3 protein-coding genes and 1 pseudogene are annotated in these 3,461 nt (G+C 72.5%); 3 read left to right on the top strand and 1 reads right to left on the bottom strand.

Annotated features, from left to right (window positions below; genetic code table 11):
• A pseudogene (locus H5J30_RS22705) lies at positions 1 to 208 on the top strand (hypothetical protein); the annotation flags it as partial.
• A gap of 90 nt (positions 209 to 298) precedes the next feature.
• The gene (locus tag H5J30_RS22710; RefSeq protein WP_181789236.1) at positions 299 to 1,816 is read left to right on the top strand and encodes an MFS transporter; all 1,518 of its coding nucleotides are present in this window, start codon (positions 299 to 301) and stop codon (positions 1,814 to 1,816) included.
• A 28-nt stretch (positions 1,817 to 1,844) separates the two neighbouring features.
• Here the strand turns inward: H5J30_RS22710 and H5J30_RS22715 are convergent, their stop codons facing one another.
• Positions 1,845 to 2,423, bottom strand: coding sequence for a dihydrofolate reductase family protein (locus H5J30_RS22715; protein ID WP_181789237.1), 579 nt, complete (start codon positions 2,421 to 2,423; stop codon positions 1,845 to 1,847).
• A gap of 177 nt (positions 2,424 to 2,600) precedes the next feature.
• Between H5J30_RS22715 and H5J30_RS22720 the strand changes: the two genes are divergently transcribed.
• Positions 2,601 to 3,281, top strand: a complete 681-nt coding sequence (locus H5J30_RS22720; RefSeq protein WP_181789238.1) for a lytic polysaccharide monooxygenase — start codon at positions 2,601 to 2,603, stop codon at positions 3,279 to 3,281.
• Positions 3,282 to 3,461 lie beyond the last annotated feature (180 nt).

Genomic DNA, 3,461 nt, shown 5'->3' on the forward strand with positions numbered 1-3,461 from the left:
CACCGCGATGAAGCTGATGAGCATCGACGTGGTCACCGTCTGCCCCTGGGCGATCCGCGAGGGCATCCTGCTGCGCACCGTCGAGGAGGGCAGCGTGAGCTGGTGGACGGCCCCGGCCGGCGACGAGCCGCGCGTACCGGGCCCGCGCCGGCCCCACCCGGGACTCGGGTTCGACCAGGTGCGGTCGCAGATCAACCTGTCGAACTGAGGCCGCCACGCCGGGCCCCCACGGCCGAAGGGGCGGCAGCGGCGGCGCGTTGACCGCGATGGCGGCGGGCGGCGTGGTACCCCGGATCTCATGGACGCAGAGGCCCAGGACAAGGACGGCAGCGCGGCCGGGGATCCCGCGGCCCGCAGACGCCACCCCGTGCTCTTCCGCGTGGCGCAGGCCAAGCTGCGGCCCAGGTGGCGGTTGCGCGACATCACCGTCACCGAGGAGCCCGAGATCCGGCGCGCCGTACGCGCCGCCGCGCTGGGCAACGCCATGGAGTGGTTCGACTACGGCATCTACGCCTACCTCGCCGTCACCCTCGGCGACGTCTTCTACTCCGGCGCCGGCGAGGGCACCCGCACGATGCTGTCGCTGGCGACGTTCGCGATCTCCTTCGCCGTACGCCCGCTGGGCGGCGCGTTCTTCGGTCCGCTCGGCGACCGCGTCGGCCGCAAACAGGTGCTGGCGCTGACGATGATCCTGATGGCCACGGCCACCTTCTCCATCGGCCTCATCCCCAGCTACGCCACCATCGGCCTGTGGGCGCCCGCGCTGCTCATCGCCGCCCGGCTGGTGCAGGGCTTCTCCACCGGCGGCGAGTACGGCGGCGCGGCGACCTTCATCGCCGAGTACGCCCCCGACAAGCGGCGCGGCTACTTCGGCAGCTTCCTGGAGATGGGCACCCTCGCCGGCTACATCGGCGCCTCCGGGCTCGTCCTCGTGCTCACCGCCGGCATCGGCGAGGACGCGATGGCCTCCTGGGGCTGGCGCATCCCGTTCCTCATCGGCGGCCCCCTCGGCGCGATCGGCCTCTATCTGCGGCTGAGGCTGGAGGAGACCCCCGCCTTCGTGAAGTCCGAGGCGGGCCGGGCCACCGTGGCGGAGGTGACGGGCGGGGCGGAGCCCGCCGAGGCGAAGCAGGCGCCGGGGGAGCTGCGGCGGATCCTGGCGGGGCAGCGGCGGACGATGCTGCTGTGCATCGCGCTGGTGGCGGCGTACAACGTGGCCAACTACATGCTGCTCACCTACATGCCGACGTATCTCACGGAGACCCTGGACTGGCCGCGCGCCGAGCAGCTCGCCGTCGTCATCGCCACCATGGTCGCGATGATCTCCGTCGTCACGCTCGTCGGCCGGGCCAACGACCGGCTGGGCCGAAAACCGCTGCTGATGGTCGGCATGGTCGGCTTCCTCGTGGTGACCGCGCCGGCCTACGGGCTGGTCCGGCAGGGCTCCGTCCTCGCCGTCTTCGGCGGCATGCTGCTGCTCGGCGGCAGCCTCATCTGCCTCCAGGGCACCATGTCGGCGACGCTGCCGGCGCTCTTCCCCACCGAGGTCCGCTACGGCTCCCTGGCCATCGGCTACAACATCTCCGTCGCGGTCTTCGGCGGCACCACCCCCGCGGTCATCGAGGGGCTGGTGCACGTCCTGGACACGCCGATGGCGGCGGCGTACTACACGATGGCGTTCGCCGTCGTCGGCATCGTCTCCGTGTCGTTCCTCAAGGAGACCGCCGGCCTGCCGCTGTGGGGCTCCCCGCCCGCGGTGGCGACGGCGGCGGAGGCGGAGGAGGTCGTACGCACCCAGCGCCGGAACCTGCTCTGACGGCCGCCGCCCGCGCGGGCGCGGCGGCTCAGCCGTGCAGGGTGGGCCGGTAGACCAGCTCCTGGATGCGGCCGTCGAGGGTCCGGGTCCCGATCAGGTCGAGGTCGAAGTCGGCCGCGCCCTCGAAGACCGGGGCGAGCCCGGACCGTCCGGTGATCACGGGGAAGAGGGTGACCTGCACCCGGTCGACCAGGCCGGCGGCGAGCAGCGCCCGGTTCATCGCCAGGCTGCCGTGCGAGCGCAGCGGCACGTCGGACTCCTCCTTGAGGCGGGCGACGACGTCGAGGGCGTCGCCGTGCGCGACGGTCGCGTCCGGCCAGTCGAGGGGCTCCGCCAGGGTGGTCGACACCACGGTCGCCGGCAGCTGGGTCATCCGGGTGACCCACGGGTCGCGCACGTCGTCGCCCTCGCTGCTCTCGGCGAGCATCCCGGAGAACATCCGGTGGGTCCGGGCGCCGAAGACCATCCGCTGCTCCTCGCTGTACAGGCCGAGGCGGTGGTCGAGCAGCTCGGGGCCCTGCTTGCCCCAGTAGCCGGTCCAGTCGCCGCCGGCGGCGCCGAAGCCGTCGAGGCTGCTGAAGACGTCGAAGGTGTACGTGGCGGTCATGATGCGCTCCTCGGAAGGCCGTCGATGGGGGGACGCGGGTAGGGACCGGGCGGGGCACCGGAACTCATCGCCGCACGGGGTCCAGGTTTCGTACGGGCGCCGCCGGGGGAGGGGTCCGGGGATTGGGAGCGCTCCCAATCCCGTTCTCCCCACCCCCCTCCCGGAGGAGGAGTCGCAGTGTCATCGCTACCGAACGATCGCACCGACGCGCGGAGCCTGCCCGTCCGCGCCCTCCTGACCGTCCTGGCCGCCGCCGCGCTCCTGCTGACGCCGTGGACCGGCGGCGGCACCGCCCAGGCCCACGGCTCTGCCGCCGACCCCGTCTCCCGCAACTACGGCTGCTGGCAGCGGTGGGGAGACGACTTCCAGAACCCGGACATGCAGCAGCAGGACCCCATGTGCTGGCAGGCGTGGCAGCACGACACCAACGGCATGTGGAACTGGAACGGCCTCTACCGCGAAGGCACCGGCGGCGACTTCCAGGCCCACATCCCCGACAACCAGCTGTGCAGCGCCGGCCGCACCCAGGACGGCCGCTACGACTCCATGGACACCCCCGGCCCGTGGCAGACCGACGCCATCGGCACCGACTTCACCGTCGACGTCCTCGACCAGGCGTACCACGGCGCCGACTACCTCTACGTGTACGTGACCCGGCAGGGCTACGACGCGCAGAGCGACGCCCTCGACTGGGGCGACCTGGAGCGCGTGGCCACCGCGGGCCCGTACGGCCCCGCCAACCACTACACGGCGGACGCCAGCGCGCCCGGCCGCAGCGGCCACCACATCGTCTACACCATCTGGAAGGCGTCGCACGCCGACCAGATCTACTTCTTCTGCAGCGACGTGACGTTCTAGGGTCTGTGCCCCGGCGGCCCCGCAGGCGGCGGAAGTCCGTCCGCGTCCGGCGTCGTCCCTGCTCAGGCCCGTACCGCGGGTGCTTCGGGATGGCGCAACACTGCGGCAACACACTTCCGCGCGGCGCGCGCCTATCGTGCCGTCATGCCTTCCGCAGCGCGTCTGAGCCAGCAGCCCGCC

Origin of the sequence: Streptomyces phytophilus (assembly GCF_013870535.1) — a bacterium.
GTDB classification, from domain to species: Bacteria; Actinomycetota; Actinomycetes; order Streptomycetales; family Streptomycetaceae; genus Streptomyces; species Streptomyces phytophilus.